The 24233-nt window shown below is 72.2% G+C and carries 16 protein-coding genes; 3 read left to right on the top strand and 13 right to left on the bottom strand.

The features are described 5' to 3' along the window. Positions 1-7 precede the first annotated feature (7 nt). The 8 genes from F0L68_RS12280 to F0L68_RS12310 form a co-directional block, all read right to left on the bottom strand. A complete protein-coding gene (locus F0L68_RS12280; RefSeq protein WP_188316531.1) occupies positions 8-1567 on the bottom strand; it encodes a type VII secretion target in 1560 nt (519 codons plus the stop codon). 13 nt (positions 1568-1580) lie between these two features. Next, positions 1581-2690, bottom strand: a complete 1110-nt coding sequence (locus F0L68_RS42310; protein ID WP_188316532.1) for a WXG100 family type VII secretion target — start codon at positions 2688-2690, stop codon at positions 1581-1583. Then, positions 2684-3211 (bottom strand): YbaB/EbfC family nucleoid-associated protein, encoded by a 528-nt coding sequence (locus tag F0L68_RS12285; protein ID WP_149849647.1) that lies wholly within the window; start codon positions 3209-3211, stop codon positions 2684-2686. Before F0L68_RS12285 ends, F0L68_RS42310 begins: the two co-directional genes overlap by 7 nt. Positions 3212-3222: 11 nt before the next feature. Next, positions 3223-4005, bottom strand: a complete 783-nt coding sequence (locus F0L68_RS12290) for an ESX secretion-associated protein EspG (RefSeq protein WP_223198739.1) — start codon at positions 4003-4005, stop codon at positions 3223-3225. Positions 4006-4021: 16 nt separating this feature from the next. Then, positions 4022-5626, bottom strand: a complete 1605-nt coding sequence (locus F0L68_RS12295) for a hypothetical protein (RefSeq protein ID WP_149849648.1) — start codon at positions 5624-5626, stop codon at positions 4022-4024. Positions 5627-5642: 16 nt separating this feature from the next. Next, the gene (locus F0L68_RS12300; RefSeq protein WP_149849649.1) at positions 5643-6065 is read right to left on the bottom strand and encodes a hypothetical protein; all 423 of its coding nucleotides are present in this window, start codon (positions 6063-6065) and stop codon (positions 5643-5645) included. A 263-nt stretch (positions 6066-6328) separates the two neighbouring features. Continuing rightward, the gene (locus F0L68_RS12305) at positions 6329-9217 is read right to left on the bottom strand and encodes a helix-turn-helix transcriptional regulator (RefSeq protein WP_149849650.1); all 2889 of its coding nucleotides are present in this window, start codon (positions 9215-9217) and stop codon (positions 6329-6331) included. Continuing rightward, positions 9214-12024 (bottom strand): ATP-binding protein, encoded by a 2811-nt coding sequence (locus tag F0L68_RS12310; RefSeq protein WP_149849651.1) that lies wholly within the window; start codon positions 12022-12024, stop codon positions 9214-9216. The genes F0L68_RS12305 and F0L68_RS12310 overlap by 4 nt, the downstream gene beginning before the upstream one ends. Before the next feature lie 570 nt (positions 12025-12594). Here F0L68_RS12310 and F0L68_RS12315 point away from each other — a divergent pair. Both F0L68_RS12315 and F0L68_RS12320 read left to right on the top strand, forming a co-directional pair. Next, entirely contained in the window at positions 12595-14001 is a 1407-nt protein-coding gene (locus tag F0L68_RS12315; protein WP_149849652.1) for a phenylacetate--CoA ligase family protein, read from the top strand. After that, entirely contained in the window at positions 13986-14981 is a 996-nt protein-coding gene (locus F0L68_RS12320; RefSeq protein WP_149849653.1) for a hypothetical protein, read from the top strand. Before F0L68_RS12315 ends, F0L68_RS12320 begins: the two co-directional genes overlap by 16 nt. Here the strand turns inward: F0L68_RS12320 and F0L68_RS12325 are convergent. Then, positions 14956-16626 (bottom strand): AfsR/SARP family transcriptional regulator, encoded by a 1671-nt coding sequence (locus F0L68_RS12325; protein WP_149849654.1) that lies wholly within the window; start codon positions 16624-16626, stop codon positions 14956-14958. The two genes, F0L68_RS12320 and F0L68_RS12325, sit on opposite strands and share 26 nt — an antisense overlap. 405 nt (positions 16627-17031) lie before the next feature. Here F0L68_RS12325 and F0L68_RS12330 point away from each other — a divergent pair, with 405 nt between their 5' ends. After that, on the top strand, positions 17032-19689 hold the full coding sequence (locus F0L68_RS12330; protein WP_223198723.1) for an ATP-binding protein: 2658 nt from the start codon (positions 17032-17034) through the stop codon (positions 19687-19689). A gap of 131 nt (positions 19690-19820) precedes the next feature. Here the strand turns inward: F0L68_RS12330 and F0L68_RS12335 are convergent, their stop codons facing one another. The 4 genes from F0L68_RS12335 to F0L68_RS12350 all read right to left on the bottom strand — a co-directional run bounded on the left by F0L68_RS12335 (position 19821) and on the right by F0L68_RS12350 (position 24229). Further along, on the bottom strand, positions 19821-21107 hold the full coding sequence (locus tag F0L68_RS12335) for an MFS transporter (protein WP_149849656.1): 1287 nt from the start codon (positions 21105-21107) through the stop codon (positions 19821-19823). A 133-nt stretch (positions 21108-21240) separates the two neighbouring features. Further along, positions 21241-22467, bottom strand: a complete 1227-nt coding sequence (locus F0L68_RS12340) for a cytochrome P450 (protein ID WP_149849657.1) — start codon at positions 22465-22467, stop codon at positions 21241-21243. 56 nt (positions 22468-22523) lie between these two features. Beyond that, on the bottom strand, positions 22524-23270 hold the full coding sequence (locus F0L68_RS12345; protein WP_149849658.1) for an ABC transporter permease: 747 nt from the start codon (positions 23268-23270) through the stop codon (positions 22524-22526). Beyond that, positions 23267-24229, bottom strand: a complete 963-nt coding sequence (locus tag F0L68_RS12350) for an ATP-binding cassette domain-containing protein (protein WP_149849659.1) — start codon at positions 24227-24229, stop codon at positions 23267-23269. Before F0L68_RS12350 ends, F0L68_RS12345 begins: the two co-directional genes overlap by 4 nt. Between the last annotated feature and the right edge of the window lie 4 nt (positions 24230-24233).

Raw genomic sequence — 24233 nt, forward strand, 5'->3', positions numbered from 1 at the left:
CCGTCGCTCAGGGCGCGGTCGGCTGCTGCTGCTGCGGCGGCTGGCCACCGATCACGGGCGGGGGAATGTTGAGATCGCCGTCTGCGGCCGCGAAGATCTTCTCTCCCTTGACATAGCCGGCGGTCTTGCGCTCCTTGTCGCCGCCCTGGCCCTTGCCTGCCCCGGCCATGCCGCCGCCCGGCGGCATGGCACCCGCCGGCTGGCCGCCGGCCGGTGCCGCCGCCGCCTGCCCGTGCTGCGGCCCGCCGTCCTGGGCGGACTCCGGCGTCAGCACGGCGGACTTGTTGCCCGTGCCGGCGAGCCCCTCCGGGTTGGTGACAGGTCCCGACCCGCCGGCCACGTGCATCCCCGCACCACTCGCGCCCATCCCGTTGACGCCGACGCCGGCCCCGCCACCGCCGCCACCGTGACCGGCAACACCGGTGCCCGAGGCGCCTAGGCCTGCCGCGTGCGTGCCCGACAGGCCCGGCACGCCCGACGCGGAAAGCGTTGGCGCAGTGTGGCTTCCCCCGCTCCCGGTGGGGTTCGCCCGGTAGCCCGCGTCGATGGGGCGGCCGGCGGGGTCGAGCGGACGGCCGGCGAGATCGCGAGGTCCGCCGGTGGGGTCGAGCGGATGGCCGGCAGGGTCGACCGGCCGGCCTGACACCGTGAGGGGCGGACGGCCGACGGTTGTGCCCGAGGGCATGGGACCGCCGCCGGTCGGGCCGGGTCCGCCCTGGCCCGGCCCGGCGGGCAGCCGGAGGCTGGGTGTCGTCGAGGGCTGCGGCGTGCGCAGCGGCGGCGTGGACGATGACGGCGTGGGCGATGGCAGTGTGGGCGGTCGCGACGGTATGGACAGCCGCGGCGCGGCCGGCATCGCCGGGGTGGCCGGTGACGCGGGCGTTCGCGGCACCCGCGATCCCACCGGACCGCCCGGTGCCAGCGGCGCGCCCTGAGTCAGCGGTGCCGCGCCCGGACCGTGTGCGCCTGCGGGCATCGTGCCCGGCATGGCCGAACCGACCGATGCCGCCGGCATCGCAATGTGTCCGCCGCCCACACCTACCGAACCCGACGGCATGGTGCCCGGCACGGCCGAACCGACGGGAGTTACCGGCATCGCAACGTGTCCGCCACCCACGCCCACCGAACCCGACGGCATCGTGCCCGGCACAGCCGAACCGACCGGAGCCACCGGCGTCGCAACGTGTCCGCCGCCAGCGCCCACCGAACCCGATGATGGCGCGGCCGGGTCGCCGGAGTAGACGGCCGGATCTTCGTCCGGGTTGATATCGCCGAAGGCCTGCGCGTTCTGCTCGTCGATGGCGTCATAGGCGTCGGCGGTCTCGCGCACCTTGTCGGCCGCGCGCCGCACCAGCGTCGAACCCTGGTTCAGCAGGGACTGCGCGCGGTGCGCCGCCGCGGCGGCCAGCGCGGCGAAGGGCTGGCCGACCACGCCGTAGCAGTCCACGCCGAAGCTGAGCGCGCCGAGCTGCCCTGCGCACTGCGCCATGTCCTCGGCGCGCTGGTCGGTGCCGTCGGCGAAGTCCGCCATGCTGGCTCCGACGACCGAGAATCCGTTGCCTGTCATGTTTTTTCCTCGTTCACAGGGCGGACGGAGTCCGGCCGCCGCCGATCGGCCGCGCGGGCTCGGGGTGCTCCTGGGTCTCCGGTTCGGGCGCGCGGTCCGGCACGGCCGGTTGGATGTGCCTCGAGTAGGCCGGGTCGACCGGCGGTGCGACATGGCGCGAATAGCCAGGGTCCACCGACGGTGTCACCTGGCGCGAGTAGTCCGGATCCACCGACGGCGCAACCTGGCGCGAATAGCCAAGATCCACCGGCGATGCGGCACCGGGGTCGTTCGGCAGTCCCTTGGCGAGCGTGGCGACGTCGCCGATGTCGTCGGCGAACCGCTTGAGCGAGTCGATGATCTCGTTGACGATGTCCATCAGCGAGGTCAGGTTGACGCCGTACTTCGCGATCACGGCGGCGACCTTGGCGATCGTCGCCGCGCACTCCGCCGCGAACGCGATGGCCTGCGCGATGGCCGCCGCGATGAACACCACCTCGGAGATGCCGAAGGTGAAGATCGCCGCCGCGAGCGCGGCGAGGCCCTCGATGATCAGGTTGCTGAGCAGCGTCTCCAGCGCCATCTTCACCGAGTCGCGCACGGCGATCACGATGCTGCCCATGGCCGAGACGATCAGCTTCGCGCCGTGCGTCGCCTTCGCCATCGTGTTGATCTCGCCGGTGAGCCGGTCCATGCTGGCCCGGAACGCGTCGGCCGCCGCGCCCTCCCAGTCCTGGAACCCGCTCAGCGCGGTGGCGTGGTCGGCCGCGATGCCCCGAAGCTGCTCGACGACCTGCGCCATCTGGTCGCCGTTGGCGTAGATCGCCTCCGGTGTGCCCAGCAGCATGTCCAGCGGCTCGTGCAGGAAGCTGATGTGCTCGATCAGCCAGTCCAGGCCCGCGCTTAGCACCGCGGCGAACGGGTTGGCCACGAAGCTGGCGGCCCGTGCGATGTCGCCCATGACCGCGCCGAACGACGCGAGGTCACTGGAGACGTCGCCGGTGAGCGCGTCGATCCGGCCGTCCAGGGCGCTGGCGACGCCCATGCCGGCGGAGCTGCCGACGCCACCTGCCACCGCGGTGCCGAAGGTCTGGCCGAGGCCGGGCTGACCAGAGTGCGGCCGTTGCGGCGCATGGGTCACCACGGCTGCACCTCGGTCTCGTCCTCGTCGCCCCCGGCCGGCCGGGGACGGGCCGCGCGCGGCGGCGCGGCCGGCGGCGCGGAGGCGAGGGGATGGGCCGCCGGCCGTGGGGGTGCTGCCGGCGGCCCGTCCGGCACGGACGGCTCGCCGTGCGAGGGCGTCCCGTCGTGCCCGTCGGTGTCCTCGTCTGCGGGCGGCAGGTAGCTGGTGAGCATTCGCATCGCCGCGGTGTTCGCGCCGATCGGGGCGAACGCCTCGGCGACGCGCTGCGCGACCTGGCGTTGCGCCCTGCCGACGGTCTGCATGATCAGCGCGGTCAGCCGAGGCGGCGAGTGCTCGGCCGCGCGGTGGCTCAGGCTCAGGTTCTGTAGGCTGCCGTTCGGGCCGACCGTGACGGTGACCGACTCGTCCTGGGAGCTGACCGTCACCCCGGCGTTCGCCAGGTTTTCCTGCAACAGATCGGTTTTCTTCTTCAGTCCGTCCAGCTTGGACTGGAACTCGTCGAGCCTTTTCTGGGTGTCCATGGCTTCCTTGTTCAGTTTTCCACCGAGGACAGCATCCGCTCGATGCGTGCGGCGATGCGGTCGTTGTCGGCGGGCGCGAAGCTGATCCAGTTGCCCTCGCGCACGGCGAGATAGCGGCCTTTGTCGGTGTCCAGCCAGCCCACCAGCGTGTCGCCCCGGCGCGGCGCGGTCTCGCCCGGCGCGGTGGCGGTCACCCCGAACTGGCCGCCGCGCACCCAGCTGGCGGACAGTTCCGCGAGCAGTTCGGCGTCGTGGCGCGGGATCCCCGCGTTCAGGTAGCCGTCGAGCCTGCCGCCGCCGAGCGGGTCGCCGCCGTCCTCGGCCGCCTCGGGGTCGGTCGCCCTGCGCAGCTCGGCGAGGCCGACCGACAGCGACCGACCGGGGCCCGGCGTGGCCGGCGACAGCACGCCGGCGATCGCGCTGGCGACGGCCGTCGGCCGGATCTCCGTCAGCGTCAGCTCGCCGTCGCGCATCGTGCCGAGCACGGCCATCCTGCCGTCGCTGGCGGCCAGCGCGCGCAGCGGCACACCGTCGTGACCGACCGCGTCGACCGACACCCGGTGCCGGCCGAGCAGCCCGAGCAGCGCCCACAGCACGGGGTCGAGCCTCCCTCGGTGGAACAGGCCCCGCTCACGCAGCGACTCGCAGGCCTGTCGCCGGATCCGGTCGCGGTCGGCGACCATCACGCCGGTGCTCGGCACGTCCAGCGGGTACGGCATCCGGCCGTGGTCCAGCTCGGACCACAGCGCCTCGTACTCCACTGTGGACAGTCGAAAACTGGTGTCCACCATCATGTTTGACACTCGCCCGTCACCGGTTCCCGGAGGGCGACACGCCGCCGATGACCGGAGGCGGCACGTTGCCGCCGTCGGGCTCGAAGATGCTCTCGCCGACGAGATAGCCGGGCGAGCTGTGCTCCAGGTCCTCCTCGCCCTTGCCGCCCTTGGCACCGCCGGCGCCCATGCCCTGGCCGCCTGCTGCGCCAGGACCGCCGGGCCGCCCCGGCGCGCCGCCCATCGGGCGCCCCTGGCCGGGTTCCTGGGTCGGCATGGTTCCCGGGCCGCGGCCCGGCCCGTTGCCGTGCTCCATGCCGCCGGGGCCGCGCGCGGCGGCCCGGTCGCCGATTCCGCCGCCCTGGCCGGGACCGCCGCCATGACCGGCGCCGCCCGCGCCCCCGGAACTACCGCCGGGACCGAAACCGTTGGGGCCGAATCCGTTGGAGCCCAGGGTGGGGCGGCCGAATCCGCCAGGTCCGCCGGGGCGACCGGGACCGCCGGGACCGCCGGGACCGCCGGGACCGCCGGGACCGCCGGGACCGCCGGGACCGAAACCTCCCGGCAGCATGCCGCCCTGGCCGAAACCGCCGGGACGCTGGTTGGCCGGACCGCCGGAACCTGGGTTGCCGAAGTCGGGGCCGCCGGGAACGGAGCCGTACCCGGGCTGGTAACCGATCGACGGGACCGCGCCGCTGACGCGCGTGTTCTGCGGCGGGCACTGGACCTGCGGCGGCGCCTGGTACTGCGGCCAGTTCTGTTGCGGCTGCGGCGATCCACCGCCGAACGACGGTGGCGGGAGGTGCGCCGCCGCGGGCTGCGCGATCGGCTGCGGCTGTTGCGGCGGCGCGCTCGGCGGGGCCGCCTGCGACGGCGCGGTCGTGTTCGGCGCGGCCGGCGCGGGCAGCGACACGTCGGGCCGGGGCGCGCCGGGGCCACCGGGCGCCGGAGCGCCCGCGCCCGGCTCGTCGGACACGGCGTCGGAGGTGACCCTCGGCGGCGGCGTGAACACCGGGATCTTCGCGTCCACCTCCCGCGACTGGCTGTCCAGCGCGGTCAGCACGTCGATCGCCTTCTGGTGCGCGGAGTTCGCCGCGTCGTGCTGGACCTTCGCGTCCTGCACCACCTGGTGCACCGGCACCACCGAACCGCCGCCGACGCCACGGTTGGCCCGGAAGCCGTCCTCCATCGCGGTGTCGGGCTGGTAGTCGACCGGTTCGGGCATCGCGGCCTTGGCATGCGCGGAGAGGTCGGCCTGCTTGCCGAGCGCGTCCCCGATGCCGTTCGCGGTGTGCCCGGCGACCTGCCCCCATGTCACCAGTCGAGCGGTCGCCGCCCGGGCGGTCGCCGCAGCCTCGCCCTGCCAACCCGACTCGGTGTCGCGGATGGTCGCCGCCAGCGCCTTGGCCGACTCAACCAACTGGCCGCCGAGGTCGGTCCAGTCCCCCGCGACGGCGTGCACGGCGGCCGGGTCGTTGTTGTTGTGCACCGCCGCGTACAGCTGCTTGTGCGTCATCGCGGACCAGTTCACGTGCTCGCCGAGCGGCAGTGCCCTGTCGTCACCGATGACGACGTCCGCAGCCGGGTCGTTGGCCGACCGGTGCAGCATCTTGTCGTTGATCGTGATGCGGTTCGTGTCCATAGTGCTGCCGCTCCCCTCAGCGCGCCGCGATGGCGTTGAAGGTGGCCGCCTGGTCGTGCTCGTTGTGCTCGTAACGGCGGATCGCCTCGGTGACGGCGCCTGCGGCGGCGTGCACGGCCTTGCCGTAGTGGTCGAGGACCTGCGTGAACGACTGGTCCCCGTTGGCCACGCGGTTGTAGAGCTTCGCGCCCATGTTGGCGGTCACCCAGTTGTCGCCCATCGGCAACGGCCGCAACAGCTCCCACGATCTGGCCCGCCACCGCTCCACGTCATCGGCGTGCTGGCGCAGCGCGGTGAGCAGACGCTGGCCGGTCTCCGGCTCCATGACGACCCGGCCGCTGTTGACCGTGTCGGCCAGCATCGTGATCCGGTCCGTGCTGATCATCAGCGTGTTGATCGAGACCTGCGCGCGCGGTGCGTCGGCGGCGGCGTCAGCCATGTAGTGACCCCTAGGCGTTCGGGTGGCCGCACCCGGTTTCCCCCCTGGTGCGAGATGCCAGGTGATCATCCAGCCAGGAGCCAGCGGAATGCCTCGTGGTCCATACCGCAATGAACTGCGACCGGGCACCGCAGTGCCGCGCAGACGCGGCCGCTGCCATCAGCCTCGTGCACCGCGCGGCGCGACACCAGTGCTGTGAGCGGAATCTCTTCGACGAAGGCCGTCGGCAACAGGACGCCGACAGGTCGACGCGGGAGGCCCGGTCAGCCCTGGTGGGTCGCCGCCGGGTCGAGGCCGCTGGCGGCGAGTTCGGCGCGGCCGCTGATGCCCAGTTTGCGGTAGACCGACGTCAGATGGTGTTCGACCGTGCGCAGGGTGAGGAACAGTTCCTCGGCGATCTGCCGGTTGGTGTTGCCGCCGACCGCCCGTTCAGCGATCCGCCGTTCCTGGGCGGTCAGCGCCTCCGCACCGAGTCGAGGCGCCCTCGGTCGACGCCCCGCGATCCGTTTGATCGCCTCAGCCGCCAGGTCGACGAGCTGCGCCGCGCCGCACTCGTGCGCCAGGAGATGCGCCTCGGTCAGCACGGTGCGCGCGTCCGCTCGCCGGGCCGTGCGGTGGAACGCGATGCCGAGGTGGAACAGGCTGTGCGCGCGGGCCAGCTTCGCCGGTGAACCATCAAGGATGGCAACGGATTCGGCCAGGCTCTCGATGTCCTGGGTGAGCCGACCGAGGGCGCGCAGCGCGAAGGCGATCGCCCGCGGTGCGCCCCACTCCCTGGCCAGGGCCAGTTCCTCCTCGATCAGGCGCAACGCCTCGTCCGTGTTACCGAGGCGCCGGTGCATCAGCGCAGCCCGCGAGCGCCACGGGATCTCGGCGGGGTTGTGCACCGGGACCTCGGCAAGGGACTGTCCGCACGCCAGGTGGTCGGCGAGCGCGCCCTCGACGTCGCCGCGACGGGCGCGCAACGTTCCCCTGCCGTGCAGCAGCCAGTTCGCCAGGTAGGTCCGCGTCCAGGTGTCCGGCGTGCCGACCGACGCCAGCACCTGGTCGGCCGCGTCGTGGTCGCCCTGCGCCAGGTGGGTCCGGATGAGGAAGCCCTCCAGCCCGGACGGGCGGCGCACGCCACCGAGCAACTCGTCCCGGAGCTTGATGGCGGCGCGTAGTTCGTCGATCGTGTCGGTGAGCTGGCCGGTGTGGAACGCCGCGATGGCGCGCAGCCCGTGCCCGGCCTCGGCGAAGATCGGCCTGCCCCGCAGCGGCGCCTGCACCATCAGGATCTCGGCGTACCGCGCCGCGCCCTCGAAGTCGTCCGCCCGGCACAGCGTCAGCCCGCCGAGGTACAGCACGAACAGGTCCATCGCCGAGTACGGCGCCGTCAACGTGCTCAGGCCTCGCGCATGGGCCACCGCCTCGTCTCTCGATCGTCCGAGCGAGGACAGATAGTGCGAGGTCAGTCCCGACACGACGGTGTGGTTGCGCGGGTCGTCCCCCGCGAGGGACCGCAGTCGCGCGAGCCGCTGCTCGTAGGGGAATCCCGGAATGCCGTAGCCGGCCGCGACACCGTGGCCCTCCAGGGTGAAGGCGAGTTCGCGGTCGGCGCTGACGGACAGGACGGCGCGGTCCAACACCTCCACCGCCTGCTGCCAGCCGCCGCTGGAGGCACTGGCGATGGTGAGGTCCGTGGCCACCTGGGCCAGGAACTGCGCGCTGGTCGCCGGGTCGCCCGGCTCCCGCAGCACACCGTCGAAGGCCTCCTTGAGGTGGGTGACCGCGGTGCGCGCGTTCACGCCGAGCTCGGCCCGCCCCAACTCGGCCAGCACATCCAGCCGCACCGAGGGTTCCGGCCGCTCGGCCAACGTCCGGTCGAGGTACCGCACCGCGCTGTCGGCCACCCCCCGTCGCAGCGCCAGCCGCCCGGCCATTCGCAGCGCGTCGACCGCCCAGGGCTCGCCGACCCGGTCGCATTCCAGCAGGTGCGCGGAGATCTCCTCCGGGCTGGCCCGGCGATCCGCCAACACCCGCGCGGCCGCGGTGTGCGCGGCGCGCCGACTGGCCACCGCGATCTCGCCGTCCACGGCGTTGCGGACGATCGAGTGCACGAACCGCAGCCGGGTGTCGCTGTGCAGCAATCCCATGCGGGTCAACGTGTCCGCCGCCTGCGCGGCGCGGTCGAGGTCAAGCTCGGTCAGTGCCGCCACGGTCGCCAGCTCGGCGTGCTCGTCGAGGATCGCCACGGCCCTGGCGACCGCGACGCAGTCCTGTGTGGCGTCGGGCATCGCCCGCCGCACCCTGCCGCGCACCCAGCGGGCCACGGTGTGCGGGCTGAACTCGGCCAGTTCGCGGACGGACCCCCCGACGGGCGCGATTCCTTTGTCGGCAAGGGTTCTGGTCAGCTCGCGCAGCAGGAACGGGTTGCCGCCGGTGACCGCGAGGCATCCCAGCACGAACGGGGGCTCGGCCTCGACGCCGAACTCGGCGAGGCACAGCTCGGCGATGTCCTCGCGGTTCAGGCCGCCGACCCGCACCGCGTCCAGCCCGCCGACCAGCTCCTCGACCAACGTGTCCTGGCCGCCTCGGACTCCGGTGGTGCGGGCCAACAACACCAGCACTGGCAGGTCCTCGGCGCGGCGGCTCAGGTAGGTCAGCCACCGCAGCGACGCCGCGTCGGCCCACTGCACGTCGTCGACGATCAGCGTCAGCGGGGAGCGTTCGGCCAACCGCAGCACCAGCCAGTACAGGCCGTGCAGCACGGCGAACGTGCCGTCTCCGGCGTGCGTCATCGCGCCGACGGTGGGCCACAGCACCGTGGCGGCAGGCGCGACGACGCCGCTGAGCAGCTCGGCGCGCACATCATCGGGGTAGCCCGCGATGATCGGCTCGAACAGCTGCCGCACGATGCCGAAGGCGTAGTCCTGTTCGAGCGGATGGCCCTCGGCCCTGGCCACCCGGTGTCCCCTGGCCTGCGTCAGCTCGATCGCCTCGGCGAGCAGCGCCGACTTGCCCATGCCGGGGACGCCGTCCAACGCGAGGGCGGCCAGTTGCCCGCTCTCGGCGTCGCCGAGCGCACGGGTGATCGCGTCGAGTTGGTCGGCGCGGCCGAACAACGCGCCGGGTCCGCCACGGGGGCGCGGTGTGCTGATCGGCTCGCTCACGCGCGCGGTCCCAACGCGTCGGCCAGTTCGCTCCGGCCGTTGATGCCGAGCGTGCGGTAGGCGCTGGTCAGATGGTGCTCGACGGTGCGCAGCGTGAGATAGAAACGCTCGGCGATCTGCCGGTTGGTGTGGCCGGCCACGGCCAGTTCGGCGATGCCGCGCTGCTGCTTGGTCAGCGCGTCGATCCCGGTGCGTTGCTCTCTCGGCCGCCGACCGCCGGCCTCCGCGATCGCGGCGGCCACGCGCTCCGCCACGGCGTGCGCGCCGCACGCGCGGGCCGACCGGTACGCCTGCCGAAGCTGGGTCTCCGCCTCCTGGTCGCCCGCCGCGTGCAGGGCGACGCCGTGGCGCAGCAACGTTTTCGCGTGCTCCAACTCGGCGGTGGAGTCGGCGAGCACCTCGGCGGACTCGCGCAGCAGGCCGACGCCGGCCGCCCCGCCCCGGATCACGCCGAGGGCGCGCAGCGCGATGCCGAGCGGACGCGGCGCACCCCACTGCCTGGCAAGGGAAACCTCCTCGGCGGCCAGCGTCTCGGCCGCCTCCTGCTCGCCGAGCCGGTGGTGCGCGAGCGCGGCGCGGGACCGCCACGGCAGCGCGGCCGGGTTGTGCAGCCCCATCGCCAGCATGATCTGGCCGTGCTGGAGCTGGTCGGCCAGCGCGCCCTGCGGGTCGCCTGTCTGCATGCGCAGGCGGCCCCTGGTGCTCAACACCGCGAACGCCGTCGGGGTGGTCGGCCCATCGGCGGACAACCCGACCTCGGCGAACAGCGCGTCGAGGTCGTCAAGGCGCCCCTGCTCCACGTACGACTCGGCCAGCGCCACGTAGACGTCGGGGTGCCGGTCGGTGCCGCTGAGCGGCCCCTGCATCGCCAGGGCCATGTTCAGCTCCTCGACGCTGTCGTCGCAGCGACCCTCCTCGTAGGCGATCCGGCTCAGCACGTAGTGCGACCATTCCGCGACGGCGGTCGCGCCGGTCCGGCGGGCGAGCTCCATCATCTCGTCCGCGCAGCGCCGCGCCAGGTCGAGTCGGCCGGCCAGGCAGAACGCCCCGGCGGCCAGGGCGTGCGAGGTCGCGTCCTGGGCGGTGCCAGGCGGCCCGATCTCCAACACCTGGTTGGCGTACGCCAACGCCTCGTCGCGCGCGCCACCGGTCAGGCAGACCCGCATCGCCAGCGTCGCGGCGACGGCCCGCTGGATCGCGGGCTTGGTGTACGGGCTGTCCAGGAGGCGGCGCGCCTTCTCGACCCTGGCGCCGTCGAAGGAGTTGTGGCCGAGGGCGAGGCTCGCGGCCTCCAGCTCGGCGGCCAGCGCGGGATCCTGGTCGGCGACCCTGGCGGTGGCCTGATCCAGCACCACGGTGGCGCCCCAGTGGTCGCCGAGCCGGGCGATGGCCTCCGCGAGGGCCCTGGCGATGCCGGCGATCACCTTCGGCTCGGTCGCCAGGTCCGCCGCCTCGGTGAGCCGCGTCACGGCGGCCGGCAGGTCAACCGACAGCTCGGCCTGGCCGAGCTCGACGAGCAGGTGCAGCCGGGTCGCCTCGGCGGTCGGCTCGGTCAGCGCGCGGCGCAGATAGGTGACGGCGGAGTCCGGGGCGGCGCGGTCGACGGCGGTGCGGGCTGTGGCGCGCAACACGTCGACGGCCCACGGCTCCTCGACGGGACCGGTCGCGAGCAGGTGCGCGGCGACCTGTTCGCCGGGTCGCCGCTGCCCGTGCAGCAGCCGCGCGGCGCGCAGGTGGGCCTGGTCCAGCTCGGTCGGCGGGATCGTCAGCCGGACCGCGTCCCGGACGATCGAGTGCACGAACCGCAGCGGGTGCGTGTCGGCGAGGAAACCGAGGGCGGTCAACACGTCGGTCGCGGTGGCGGCGTCGCCCAACGGCAGGTCCGCGAGGGCTGCGGCCACCGGGAGGTCGGTGTCGTCGCCGAGCACCGCGACGGCCTTGGCCAGGGCCACCGACTCCGGCGAGGTGCGTTCGAGGCGGGCGACCACCCACCTGGCGACGGTGTGCGGCCCGAGCCCGGCGACCCGGTCGATGGCCAGGTCGGTCGGTCCGAGGCCGTCCTCGGCGAGGGCGATGCTCAGCTCGCGCAGCAGGAACGGGTTGCCGCCGGTGGTGGCGTGGCAGGCGGTGAGGAACTCGGAGTGCGGCGCGCTGCCGAAGATGTCGGCGGACAGCTCGCCGAGCTCCGCCTCGGGCAGCCCCGTCACCGGGATGACGGTGAGCAGGTCGGCTAGCTCGTCGAGCAGGTCGGGGTCGGTGCCGGCCTCGCCGGTGTTGCGGCTGCCGACCACGGAGATGTTGAGCCCGTCGGCCCGTCGCACGAGGTAGGTCAGCCAGCGCAACGACGCCGTGTCGGCCCACTGGAGATCGTCGACGGCCAGCAGCAGGGGCCGTTGCTCCGCCAGGCGGACGGTCAGCCAGTACAGGCCGTGCAGCACGTCGAAGACGGCGTGCCCGTCGAGCCCGTCCTCCTTGGCGAGGGGGTCCGTCCCGAGCACCCTGGCGGCCGGGCTGGCCAGGTCGGCGAGCAGCGCGTCGCGCTGCTCGGCCGACAGCGAGGCGAGCAGCGGGCCGAACAGCTGGCGGGCCACGCCGAAGGCGAAGTCCCGCTCCATGGGACGAGCCTGCGCCCACGCGGCGCGCAGGCCGAACGCCTGGGCCTGGGCCGTGGTGGCGCCGAGCAGGGCGGTCTTGCCGATGCCCGGCGGCCCGTCGAAGCTGAAGTGGACCTGGCCGGCCGTCAGTAACTGACGGACTCGCGCAAGCTCTTCCTCTCGTCCGACAAGCCTCGACGCGATATCGCGCATGGATGATGCCCCTTCGGTCCCCGCACGTCGCCACTCGCCCCCCGGCGGAGTGAAGCATGGTCAGTCGTCGCTGGTGGACGGGCCTGCGTCGGCCGTCACATCGACCCAACACAGGCCCATCAGCGGACCCAAGGCTAGGACACCGACCGGGCGCCGACGGTCTCGGCCTCCGGGAACACCCTCACTCGCCGACCACGGGACCGCCGGATCCGGGCCCGAAACCCTCCCCTCGGGCGACGTGACCTCGACCACACAGGAGCTACGACGAGTGGCTTAGCGACGGTCCAGCGCCGGCGTAGCCGTTTCGTAGCGCCGAGGCCGAGGGTGACATCCGGCGGCAGTTCCGCCGCCAGACTGAGGGATCGGAGCAAACCAATGGTCAAGGCCATCAACTCGTACCTGAAGTTCGGCGTGAGCTCGTTCGTGTCGACGGTCTTCATCGTCTTCGCCTGCTGAGAAGTTCACAGAACGGGTTACCGACAGCGCTGTCGATCTGCTGTTCGGTAGTTCGCCGTGTCGACGTGGCGGGCGCGCAAGCGTCCGCCACGTCCCTCTCCGAGGAGTTCGGCAATGTTGGACACCGCGTGGCGCCAGCTTCGCTACGGCGTGACCCTGTTGTCCGGTCGCCGGGTCCGCCCGGCCGACCTGCGCCACCTGGTCGCGGACATGGTGGCCACCGCGCGCGAGTTCGGCGCGTTGGACACGACCCGCATGCGCGAGATGCGCGAGGCCGGCATCAGCCCGGACGCCCGTCAGGCACTGGACGCGCGGCGGTGGCGGGCGATCGTGCGGAAGGCGTACGCCCAGGTTCCCTACTACCGCGCGGAGTTGGACCGGCTCGGGCTGGATCCCGGCACCGTGCAATCGCAGGACGTGCCGCCAACGCCGAAGTCGGTGGTGCGGGCGTGCCCCGAACTGTTCGTGGCCCGCGACGCGAAGCCGGTGTTCCAGGCCTGGACCACGGGCACGACCGGCACGCCGACCGCGTTCTGGTTCTCCCGGTACGAACTGGAGCTGGCCACCACGTTCACCGCGATCGGGTTGATGGGTGACCTGGGTCTTGGGCCACAGGACGTGTTCCAGATCTGCATCAGCTCGCGGGCGGCACTGGGGCTGTACAACACCATGGAGGCGTGCCGGATGATCGGCGCGGCCTGTTTCCTCACCGGCCTGCCGGATCCCGAGGTGACCCTCGCCCGGCTGACCACACCGGTGCACCTCCCCGGCAAGGTGTCCCGGCCGAGCGCGATCTCGGTGCACGCGAGCTACCTGGCCGAACTGGTCGCCACCGCGGAACGGCTCGGCTACGGCCCGCAGGACTTCGGGCTGCGGTGGATCGCGAACGGCGGGGAGATCCTGTCCGACGCCCTCAAGGCGCGGGCGGCCCGAGTCTTCGGGGCCGAGGTGCGGGACAACTACGCCATGACCGAGACGTTCCCGCTCTCCGGCGAACCCTGCTCGCAGGGGCACCTGCACACCGCGCCCGACCTCGGTCTGGTGGAGGTGCTCGACCCGACAACGTGGGAGCCGACCGCGCCGGGGCAGGTGGGCATGCTGGTGATCACCCCGTTCGCGCCGTACCGGGAGACGATGCCGCTGCTGCGGCTGGCCACCGGCGACATGGTGCGCACGCTGGACGAGCCCGCCGGCTGCGAGATGGCCGGGCTGCCGGCCACGTCGCGGCTGCTTGGTCGCGGGGACGGGCCGGTGTTCCAGCGGGACGTGTTGGAGCTGTTGGAGGGCGAGCCCATGGTGCCCCTGCCCTGCCGGTACGCCATCGACGGGGAAACGCTGCACGTGTACGCCGAGGAGCGGGCGCGCGGGCGGCTGGAGGCGGGTGCGGCCGCGTTGGGCATCGAGAAGGTCGTCCTGTACGACGATCCGGCCGCGCTGCCCAGGATCGAGTTCTACCGGGGGTTGCTGCGCGAGACGAGCGTGGTGCGCGAGGAGGGGAGCGGAACGTGGAGCCTGCGCTGAGCTCGGTGCTGGTCACCCTGGCCGGCTGCGTCGCGCTGGTCGCGCTCAGCCTGTTCTACCTGCGGCGGTGGCGGATCGAGCGCCCGCCGATCGGCGTGGTGAACCTGCGCGACATCGTGATCATGTCGGTGGTGCTGGTGCTGATCCCGCCGCTGTACCTGCGGCTGCCGTCGTTCGGCGTGATCGCCGTGCTGGCACTGGTGTTCACCGTGGTGCTCAGCACCGTGCTGCGCCCGGTGCTCGGACAGAAGGCGAGCTGGCTGGTCGCGCTGGCCCTGGTCGGCGTGGAGATCGCGCACCGGTCGCTTGCGCTGAACGACGTCCTGGTGCTGCTGGTGCTGATCGGCGCCGCGAACCTGTGGGTGCAGAGCGGGATGCGCGCCAGGGACGTCGCGGTCTTCGCCGCGGGCCTGACCGTGTACGACGCGCTGGCCACGCTCGTCTTCCCCACCATGGTGGACTTCTTCGGCAAGCTGGCCACCCTGCCGCTCACCCCGGTGCTCGGCTGGGGCTCCGGCAGCGCCGGGATGGCGGTGGGCATGGGCGATCTGCTCGTGGTCGTGCTGTGGACGCTGACCCTAACCAAGTCCCGGTCGCTGGCGGCCGGTCTGGTCGGCGGCGCGCTGGGGCTGACCGCCCTGGCCGCCCTGATGCTGGTGCTCTACCTGGGCTGGGTGAACCGGGGGCTCCCGGCGATGATCCTGCTCGGGCCGTTGATCCTGGTCCAGTACGCCGTCCTGCGCAGGCGGCCGGAACGCACCTGGGCCGAGTACGCCGGCACCCCACCGGTTCCGCTGCCCGTCGTCGATCCCAGCCCCGCGCTGAAGCTCCTGCACGGCAGCACCGGCTACCTGGCCCTGTGCGGGGACGAGGTGGTGGCCACCGCGCCGACCGCGGCCGAGGCGGCCCGCCTGGCCCGGGGCGTCCGCCCCGGCCAGGAACCGTTGCTGGTGCTCAGCTCGGAGCCTCCCCCGCACTAGGAACTCCGAGTAGCCGGGCGTAGAGCCTGACCAGCGGGGCGCAGTGGTAGCCGGTGCGGGTGGCCAGCAGGAGCCGGGCGTCGCTGAGTTCTTCCAGCACCCGCCCGGGAACGGCCGCGTCGGCTGCGGTGATCGGACGGTCGGGCAGCCCGCCGACGCGACGCAGGGCGCGGCCGCCCTCCTGGGTGAGCGGGGTGGTGGCGGCGAAGGTGGCGGACAGGTCGAGGTCGCCGTGCACCAGCTCGGCCAGGCGGTGGTCCGGGTCGCGCAGGCGTTCGGCGAGCACGGCGGCGGTCCAGTGCGGGTGGGCGGCCAGGCGGGCGCCGGCGATTCGGATGGCCAGCGGAATCCTCGCGCAGGCGGTGATGATCTCGGTGGCCGCGACCGGGTCGGCGACGGCGAGCAGGGCGTGGGCGTCGCGAAGGGAGAGGACGTCCAGGTCGAGCAGGCGCACGCCCGGCAGGCCGGTGAGCCGGGCGCGGCCGGTGACCAGGGTGGCCGAGGTCGCGACGCCGGGCAGCAGCGGGCGGATCTGGGCGGCGCTGGTGGCGTTGTCGAGCACGATCAGGACGCGGCGGTCGGCAAGGCACATCCGGAACAGCTCGCGGCGTTCGGACTCCGAGGTGCCCTCGACCGGCACACCGAGGGCGCGCAGGAACCGGGGCAGGACGTCCTGGTCGGTGGACAGGTCGGCGTACAGCTGGCCGTCGGGGAACCTGGTGCGGAGCAGGTGCGCCGCGTGGACGGCCAGCGCGCTCTTGCCGGTCAGCGGCGGCCCGCTGAGCGCCACCACGGTGGCGCCGGTGCCGTGCGGCGTCAGGGCCTCGGTGAGCCAGGCCAGCTCGCGGGCGCGACCGGTGAAGTCGGCTGGGTCGGCGGGAAGCTGGCACACCGGGCCCGGCGTCGCGGCGCGCAGGGTCGGGTCGTCGGCCAGGATGGCCTGTTCCAGCCGGCGCAGTGGCGCGCCGGGCTCCATGCCCAACTCCTCGCGCAGCAGGCGGCGGCCGTCCCGGTAGACCGCAAGGGCCTCGGCCGCGCGACCGGTGTGCCACAGGGCCAGCATCAGCTGCTCCCGCAACAGCTCGCGCAACGGATGCTCGGCCACCAGCGCGGCGAGTTCGGCGACCAGCGCGCGGTGTCGACCAAGGGTGAACTCGGCGGTGACCCAGTCCTCCACGACGGACAGCCGGTGTTCGGCCAGCCGGGCGGCCTCGGCGGTCAGCAGCGGGGTGGACAGGCCGGCCAGCACCGGTCCTCGCCAGAGGGACAGCGCGGAACCGAGCAGCTCGGCCGCCTGCATCGGCTGGTCCTGCGCAAGGGCCTGCCGACCACGCCGCGCGCGTTCCTCGAAGACGGCGAGGTCCAGCTCCCCTGGCGCCACCCGGGCCAGGTAGCCGGACGGGCAGGTCTGGATCACGCCGTCCGGGAGAAGTCGGCGCAGCTCGGAGACCATGCCGTGCACCTGCGTGCGCGCCGACCCCGGCACCCGCTGATCCCAGACCGCGTCCACGATTCGCTCCACCGGCACCGCTCGACCGTGCCACAGCAGCAGCACGGCGAGCAGCGCCTGACGCCGCACCCCGCGCAGCGGCAGCATCCGCCCACCCGAACACACCTCGACCGAGCCGAGCAGCCGATACGCCAAGCCGGTTCGCTCCGCCGATTCCCCCAGCGCCGATTCTCCTTGCGCCGATTCTCTCAGCGCCGATTCCCCGTGCGCCGAACGCTTCGCCGCGACGCTCGGGTCGCCGGCAACCGAAACCCCGCTGTCCCAATACCCCACGTGACTCACCCCAGTGTCCTGAGCTCAGATCGCCCGGATTGACGCACATGATCCGAAGTTCCGTGATGTCACCTTCGATCCCCATCCACGGTCCCCGATCAACCTCGCGCGTCGAGACTCCTTGGCAGGAAAGGGATGCGCCGCCGTTGATCAGGTCCGTCCACCCTCACTGACGTCCCCTTCGCGGTCCATGGCGTTGACTTGTTGTTCTGTTTGCGTTCACTGACACTGAACTGTGTCCGGTGGGGGCCAGTTTCGCGCCTGGGGGTGCCTGTGCGATTCGGCGAGGTGTTGCGGGAGTTTCGGTTACGCGCGGTGTGGACACAGGAGGCGTTGGCCGCGCGGGCGGGCGTCTCGGCGCACGCGGTCAGCGTCCTGGAGGCCGGCAGGCGACGACCGCGCCTGTCGACGATGGTCCGGCTCGCCGACGCGTTGGAGCTCGACGCTGACGATCGGGACCGCCTGATCGCCTCGGCCGGCACACCGTCCTCGGCCGGCGCCGGTGCGACGCAGTCGCCGCAACCAGACCCTGCGCCGCCACCCGCGAGCGCGGGCGATCCGGTGCCGCGCATGCTGCCCGGCACGGTGGCCGACTTCACCGGGCGCGCCGGCGAGCTGGGGCAGCTGGTCGATCTCGTTCGCACCGAACGGGTCCGAGGCCGCGCGGCGGTGGTGGTCTCGGCCGTCGACGGGATGGCCGGCATCGGCAAGACGGCCCTGGTGATCCATGCCGCGCACGCCGTGGCCGACGACTTTCCCGACGGGCAACTGTATGTGGACCTCCAGGGCCACACGCCCGGTCGCGGACCGTTGGAGCCCGGCGCCTCGCTGGCGCGGCTGCTGCGGGCGGTCGGCGCCCCGGACAGTCAGCTGTCGGCCGGCACGGACGACCTGGCCCGGTTGTGGCGCAGCAGGGTGGCCGGGCGACGGCTGCTGATCGTGTTGGACAACGCGCTCGACGCCGGCCAGGTGCGGCCCCTGCTGCCCGGCGAGGGCCCCAGCCTCGTCCTGATCACCAGTCGCCGTCGGCTGGTCGACCTGGAGGGCGCCGAGTCGATGTCGATGTGCACGATGCCGCCCGTCGACGCCGTGTCGTTGTTCCGCAGAATCGTTGGGGCACAACGCGTCGCGGGTCAGCACGACGCGGTTGCCGAGGTGGTGCTGCGGTGCGGGTACCTCCCCCTGGCGATCCGCATCGCCGCCGCGCGGCTGCGGCATCGGGCCAGTTGGCGCGTCGCCGACCTGGTCGACCGGCTCGACCGCGTCGTGACGGCCGACGCGGATCCGGCCGCGTCCCAGGTGACCGCCGCGTTCACCATGTCCTATCAGCGGCTGCGCCCCGCCCAGCAGCGGATGTTCCGCCTGCTCGGCCTCGTGCCGGGAACCGACCTCGACACCGCGGCGGCCGCGGCGCTGGCCGGCCTGCCCGCCGACACCGCCGAGGTCCTGTTGGAGGACCTGCTGGACCACCACCTGCTCGAGCAGCACACCCCTGGCCGGTACACCTTCCACGACCTGCTGCGCGAGCACGCCAGAAGGGCGGCGCTGCGCACCGATGACGCGTCCGCTCGGACGGCCGCCCTGCGCGGGCTGTTCGACCACTACCTGCGCACCGCCGCGACCGCGGTCGACGTCCTCTACCCGCACCACGAGCACCACGTCGACCCGCCCCTCGGCCAGGACGACCTCCCGGTCCCTCCGTTCGACGACGCGACCGCGCGGGCCTGGATCGGCCGCGAGCTGTCGAACCTCGTCGCCTGCGCCGAACTGGCCGAGGCCACCGGGCTGCCCGGCCACACGCGCGACCTCGCGGCGGTGCTGTGCCGTTACCTGATGCAACGCCCCCACCCGGCCGAGGCACTGGCGCTGCACACGGCCGAGGTGTCCGCCGCCCGCGCGCTGGCGGACCCGACGGCCGAGGTCAACGCCCTCACCAACCTGAGCCAGGCCCACAAGCAGAACGGGAACTTCCCCGACGCCATCGAGCACATGCGCACTGCGCTCGCCTTGGCCCGCCGGGTCGGCGACGCCGCGGGCGAACGGCACGCGCTCGCCGCGTTCGGCGCGCTCTCCCTGTCGATGGGCGAACTGGGCGACACCGTGACGTACAGCCGCGACGCGCTTCGGGCCAGTCGCGCCGCGGGCGACCACGGTCCGCAGGGCGACATCCTCAACCAGCTCGGCACCGCCCACTGCCGACAGGGCCGCTACCAGGAGGCGATCGACGCCTACCAGCAGTCGATCGCCCTCGCCCGAGAACTCGGCGACCAGGTGGCCGAGGCGCGCGCCCTGTGCAACATCGCCAGCGTGCACGGCATGATGGGCGACTATCCGCAGACGCTGCACCACCTGCGCGAGGCGCTCGGCCACGCCCGAGCCGCCGAGGACCTCATGGGGGAGGCGGTCATCCTCGCCAACATCGGTGTCGCGCAGCAGCGGCTCGGCCACCTCACCGACGCGATCGACCACCTGGAACAAAGCCGCACGATCGCCGAGGGCATCGGGGACGTCCTGGGGCAGGCCAGGGTCACCATCGTCATCGGCGCGACCCACATCCGACTCGGGCAACACCAACAAGCCCGGCTGCACCTGGAAAACGCCCTGACCAACGCGCGCGTCCTCGGTGAACGCAACCTGCACACCCTGGCCCTCAACCGCCTCGGCGACCTCGCGCGCGTCACCGGCGATCCCGACACCGCCCAGCAGCACCACCAACAGGCCCGCGTCCTCGCCGCCGACATCGGCAACCGCTTCGAACACGCCCGAGCCCGCGCCGGCATCGGCGACGCGCTCAGCGATCTCGGCCGACCCGACGAGGCTCGCGAACACTGGACCGAAGCACTCCAGCAGTACCGCGAACTCGGCGTGCCCGAGGCAGCGGACGTCGAGCACCGGCTGTCAACGGGGGAAGTGCCTGCCCCCTGACCATTCCCGTTCGTTCGGTCGACGCCGGACGCCCGGATCTCCTTCCGCGCCAACGCCGTGCTCGGCGACTCCGTGCTCGATGACTCCGGCCAGCCGGCCGCGCGCTCCCGGACCGTGGCTCAGCTCGTGGCTCAGCTCAGTTCGCGGTTGCGCGTCTCCGGGGCGACGAGCATGCCCACGATCGTCAGGGCGAGGCAGCCCGCCAACAGGATCGCCACCGGGACGGTCGAGCCGGTCGAGCGCAGCAACGCGGCGCCAACCAGTGGCGCGGTCGCCCCGGCCACCACCGTGGCCGCCTGGTATCCCAGCGACACTCCCGAATACCGCACGGAGGTGTCGAACAGCTCGGCGTAGAACGCGGACTGCGCGCCGGTGAGCACACCGTGGCACACCAGGCCGACAACCACCGCGGCCACCACCGCACCCTGCTGCCTGCTGGCCACCAGCGGGAAGAACGCCGCAGCCCACAGGCCGGCGGCCACCGCGGCCGGCACCGCGACCACGCGCCGCCCGAACCGGTCGGACAGGGCACCGCCGGCCAGCATGGCCAGCACCTGCCCGACCGAGCCGATCGTCACCGCGCCGGCCGCCACCGCAGCGGGCAGGCCGATACTTTTGGCGTACACCAACAGAAACAGCGTGAACACGTAGAACGTCGCGTTCTCGCCGACGCGCGCCGCGAACACGCTGAACAGGGCGCGTGGGTGGCGGCGCAGCGCGGCCAGCAGCGGCGGCCGGTCGGTTGGCGCCCGGTTGGCGGCGGCCTGCCGGAACAGCGGGGACTCCTCGACCCTCAGCCGAACCCACAGGCCGACCAGCACCAGCAGCACCGACGCAACGAACGGAACCCGCCAACCCCAGGACTGGTACTGCGCCTGCGAGGTGACGGCGGCCATCGCCGCGAGCGCGCCGGTGGCCAGCAGGTTGCCGAGCGGGCCGCCGGTCTGCGGCCAGGAGGTCCAGAACCCTCGGCGGGCGGCGGGTCCGTGCTCGGCGACCAGCAGCACGGCCCCGCCGAACTCGCCGCCCAGCGCGAAGCCCTGCACCAGGCGGAGCAGAGTCAGCAGAATCGGGGCAGCCACGCCGATCTGGGCGTAGCCGGGCAGCAGGCCGATCAGCACCGAGGAGCCGCCCATCAGGACCAGACTGGCCACCAGCAATCGCTTGCGCCCGATCCGGTCGCCGTAGTGGCCGAACACCAACCCGCCGACCGGGCGCGCCGCGAACCCGACCGCGTAGGTGACCAGGGCCAGCAACACGCCGAGCAGACCGTCGGCCTTGGGGAAGAAGACCGGGCCGAAGATCGTCGCGGAGGCCGCGCCGTACAGGAAGAAGTCGTAGAACTCGACGGTGGTGCCGACCATGCCCGCCGCGACCACCCTGCCGAGCCGGGACGTCCCGGTGATCTTCGTCGCCATGACGGGTGAGCATCGGACGGCGTCGGCCACTTGTCAAGAAATCGTCCACTTTTGCCCGATTATCGAACACGGTCGCGGCGGACGGCCGTCATGCGTCGCGGTCGAGCCGTCGCGGCCGAGCCGCAGCGGTCGGCTACCGGGCCGGGTCCGCCCAGGTGACCGGCAGTTCGTGCACGCCGTAGATGTTCATGTCGGTCTTGAGTTTCACCTCGCCTGCTGGAACGGCGAGCGCGAGGGTCGGGACGCGACGCAGCAGTGCCTCGAAACCGGCGCGCATCTCGATGCGGGCCAGCTGCTGGCCGAGGCACTGGTGGACGCCGTGGCCGAAGGACAGGTGGCCGCGGGCCTTGCGGTGGATGTCCAGGGTGTCGGGGTTATCGAAGCGCAGCGGGTCGTGGTTGGCGGCCAGCAGCGAGACGACCACGGTCGATCCCTTGGCGATCGTCTCACCGCCGAGCTCGATGTCCTCCGTGGCGTAGCGATAGAGGATGTCGACAACCGACAGGTAACGCATGAGCTCCTCGACGGCGTCGGGGAGCAGGCCAGGGTCGGCGCGCAGTTCGGCCAATTGCTCGGGGTGCTCCAGGAGCGCGAAGGCGCCCAGTGCCAGCATGTTCGCGGTGGTCTCGTGGCCGGCGAGCAGCAGCAGGAAGGCGGCGCCGGTCAGCTCCTCGATGGTGAGGTCGTCGTGGCGGGCCAGGTCGGACAGGATGTCCTCGCCGGGTTCGGCGCGCTTGCGCGTGACCAGTCCGGAAAGGTAGGTGGCCAGCGCGCCGTACGCGGCCATCTTCTCGTCCAGCGGCAGGTCCCTGACCAGGAACTTGGCGGAGTCGGCCTGAAAGCTCTCCCGGTCCGCGTAGGGGACGCCGAGCAGTTCGCAGATCACCAGCGAGGGCACCGGCAGCGCGAACTCCCTGACCAGGTCGACCGGCGGGGCGAGGCTCGCCAGTTCGTCCAGCTGCCGCTCGACGACGTCGACGATGTGCTCTTCGAGCATCTTCATGCGTTTGACCGTGAAGGCGCCGGTGAGCCTGCGCCGCAGCCGGGTGTGGTCCGGCGGGTCCATGGCGATGAACATGCCGGGCACCTGCGGCGACGGTTCGGTGGCGACGGGCATGCCGGGGACCTCGTACGGCACGTGCAGAACGCCGATGTCCTGGCGGGAGCTGAACCGGGTGTCGGCCATGACCTGGCGGACCGCCTCGTAGCCGGTGACGATCCAGCCCTCGTGGCCGTCGGGGAAGCTCATGGGACTGACCGGGCGGGCCTCGCGCAGCCGGGTGATCTGGCTGGGCGGGTCGAACGGGCTCGCGTCGCGATCCGTGGGGAGGCCGTGCGGGACGGGAACCGGGTCACTCATCGGACTGCCTTTCGTTGCGGTTGTTGCGGCAGAAGTCGGCGACGGACCGCACGCGGTCACGCCCGCTTGTTGAACTTCGATCGGGCCCAGACGTAGCCGACGACGGCGATGCCGACCGACCAGGCGATCGCGGCCAGGGTCTGACCGTTGTTCGGCACGCCGTTGAGGAACCCTCGGACGGACTCGATGATCGACGTGAAGGGTTGGTACTGGGCGAACTCCCGGACGCCGGGGCCCATCTTGGCTGCGGGCACGATGGCACTGCTGAAGAACGGCAGCATGATCAGCGGCACGGTGTAGAAACCCGCGGACTCCTGGGTCTTCGCGGCCAGGCCGAAGGCGACCGTGAGCCAGCTGACCGCGAAGATCACCAGCAGCAGCACGCCTGCGGTGGCGAGCCAGTGCACAAAGGACGCGTTGGGGCTGAAGCCGAACAGGAAGGCCACGCCGATGATGGTGGCGACGGCGAGCGTGGTGCGCAGCATGGTGGAGGCGACGTGCCCGGTCAGCACGGCGGCGCGGGAGACGTCCATGACCTTGAACCGGTTGATGATGCCCCTGGTCATGTCGGAGCTGACGGCGATGGCGGTGGCGCTGAGGCCGTAGCCGATGGCCATCATGAGCATTCCTGGCGTGGCGTAGTTGATGTAGTCGCCAGAGCCGACGTTGAACGCGTCGCCGAAGACGTAGACGAACATCAGCATCATGACGACCGGCATGATGATCGCGTTGAACACCGCGACCGGGTTTCGCAGGGTGTGCTTGAAGTTGCGGCGAAGCATGATCGCCGAATCGCTGCTCATCGGGCGATGACCTCCGTCGTGGACTCGGACTTGGCGTCCGAGTGACCGGTAAGGGCAAAGAAGACGTCGTCGAGATCGGGCAGGTGCACGGTGAATTCCTCGACCTCGATGGCGTACTCGTCGAGTCGGTCCAGCAGGGCGCGCAGCGACTTGTTGCCGCCGTCGCTGGGCACGCGCAGGATCAGGCTCTCCTGATCGGGCGTGGAGCCGGGCAGCACGCGGACCGCGGCGTCGAGCGGCGCGACGCCGCCGAACCGCAGTTGCACGTGGCTGCCGGGGATCTGCCGCTTGAGCTGCTCGGGAGTGCCCTCGGCGACCAGTTTTCCCTCGTTGAGGACGGCGATCTTGTCGGCGAGGTTGTCGGCCTCGTCGAGGTACTGGGTGGTGAGGAAGATGGTGATGCCGTCGGCCACCAGCTCGCGGACGATGTTCCACATCGTGCGGCGGCTGCGCGGGTCAAGACCGGTGGTCGGCTCGTCCAGGAAGATGATCTTGGGCCTGCCGACCAGGGTCATCGCCAGGTCGAGCTTGCGGCGCATGCCACCGGAGTACGTCGACGAGCGCTTGTCTGCGGACTCCCCCAGGTCGAAGCGCTCCAGCAGGCGCTCGACGATCTTCGTGCCCTCGCCGCCCCTGAGGTGGTGCAGGTCCGCCATCAGTTGCAGGTTCTCGCGGCCGGACAACAGTTCGTCCACGGACGCGAACTGGCCGGTGACGCCGATGGACGAGCGGACCTTCTTGGTCTCGGTCGCGACGTCGTATCCGGCGACGCGGGCTGTTCCGCTGTCCATCTTGAGCAACGTGGTCAGCACGTTGACGGTCGTGGTCTTGCCGGACCCGTTCGGGCCGAGCAACGAGAAGGTCGTACCCGCACGCACATCCAGATCAATGCCATCGAGCACGACTTTGTCTTTGTAGGCCTTCTTCAGCCCCGAAGCCATAATCGCTGAACTTGTCATGGCA

The organism is Solihabitans fulvus (genome assembly GCF_008386585.1).
GTDB classification, from domain to species: Bacteria; Actinomycetota; Actinomycetes; order Mycobacteriales; family Pseudonocardiaceae; genus Solihabitans; species Solihabitans fulvus.

Excerpts from the sequence above, each read along its gene's own strand:
- F0L68_RS12280 (WP_188316531.1), bottom strand. The coding sequence starts at position 1,567 with ATGACAGGCAACGGATTCTCGGTCGTCGGAGCCAGCATGGCGGACTTC.
- F0L68_RS12285 (WP_149849647.1), bottom strand. The coding sequence starts at position 3,211 with ATGGACACCCAGAAAAGGCTCGACGAGTTCCAGTCCAAGCTGGACGGA.
- F0L68_RS12290 (WP_223198739.1), bottom strand. The coding sequence starts at position 4,005 with ATGATGGTGGACACCAGTTTTCGACTGTCCACAGTGGAGTACGAGGCG.
- F0L68_RS12295 (WP_149849648.1), bottom strand. The coding sequence starts at position 5,626 with ATGGACACGAACCGCATCACGATCAACGACAAGATGCTGCACCGGTCG.
- F0L68_RS12300 (WP_149849649.1), bottom strand. The coding sequence starts at position 6,065 with ATGGCTGACGCCGCCGCCGACGCACCGCGCGCGCAGGTCTCGATCAAC.
- F0L68_RS12310 (WP_149849651.1), bottom strand. The coding sequence starts at position 12,024 with ATGCGCGATATCGCGTCGAGGCTTGTCGGACGAGAGGAAGAGCTTGCG.
- F0L68_RS12315 (WP_149849652.1), top strand. The coding sequence starts at position 12,595 with ATGTTGGACACCGCGTGGCGCCAGCTTCGCTACGGCGTGACCCTGTTG.
- F0L68_RS12335 (WP_149849656.1), bottom strand. The coding sequence starts at position 21,107 with ATGGCGACGAAGATCACCGGGACGTCCCGGCTCGGCAGGGTGGTCGCG.
- F0L68_RS12340 (WP_149849657.1), bottom strand. The coding sequence starts at position 22,467 with ATGAGTGACCCGGTTCCCGTCCCGCACGGCCTCCCCACGGATCGCGAC.
- F0L68_RS12345 (WP_149849658.1), bottom strand. The coding sequence starts at position 23,270 with ATGAGCAGCGATTCGGCGATCATGCTTCGCCGCAACTTCAAGCACACC.
- F0L68_RS12350 (WP_149849659.1), bottom strand. The coding sequence starts at position 24,229 with ATGACAAGTTCAGCGATTATGGCTTCGGGGCTGAAGAAGGCCTACAAA.